This is a genomic window from Paraburkholderia sp. SIMBA_054, from assembly GCF_046534875.1.
Lineage (GTDB): Bacteria > Pseudomonadota > Gammaproteobacteria > Burkholderiales > Burkholderiaceae > Paraburkholderia > Paraburkholderia hospita.
The window spans coordinates 1-253 of the sequence record NZ_JAWRXV010001234.1 but is presented as its reverse complement, the minus strand read 5'-3'; the positions used below and the strand labels follow the sequence as shown (position 1 = coordinate 253).

Annotated in this window: 1 protein-coding gene; it reads left to right on the top strand. The window is 48.6% G+C overall.

All coding sequences use genetic code 11. From position 1 onward, the window contains the following. A partial coding sequence (locus tag SB822_RS59045; protein WP_410859369.1) for an integrase core domain-containing protein occupies positions 1 to 223 on the top strand: 223 nt, incomplete at its 5' end. Between the last annotated feature and the right edge of the window lie 30 nt (positions 224 to 253).

Here is a 253-nt window from a genome sequence, read left to right as displayed (position 1 = left end):
CTGCACAACGGCAATCAGTAGCCCTCAGAGTAATGGAATGGCAGAACGGTTCGTGAAAACGATGAAGGAAGACTACATCGCGTTCATGCCGAAACCGAATGTAAGAACGGCATTGCATAACCTTGCAGTGGCGATCGAGCATTACAATGAAAACCATCCGCATAGTGCGTTGGGTTATCGCTCTCCGCGAGAATATCGACGTCAGCGGGTAATGTTAACTTAAGATATCGAAGAGCGGCTCATCGCGAACAAC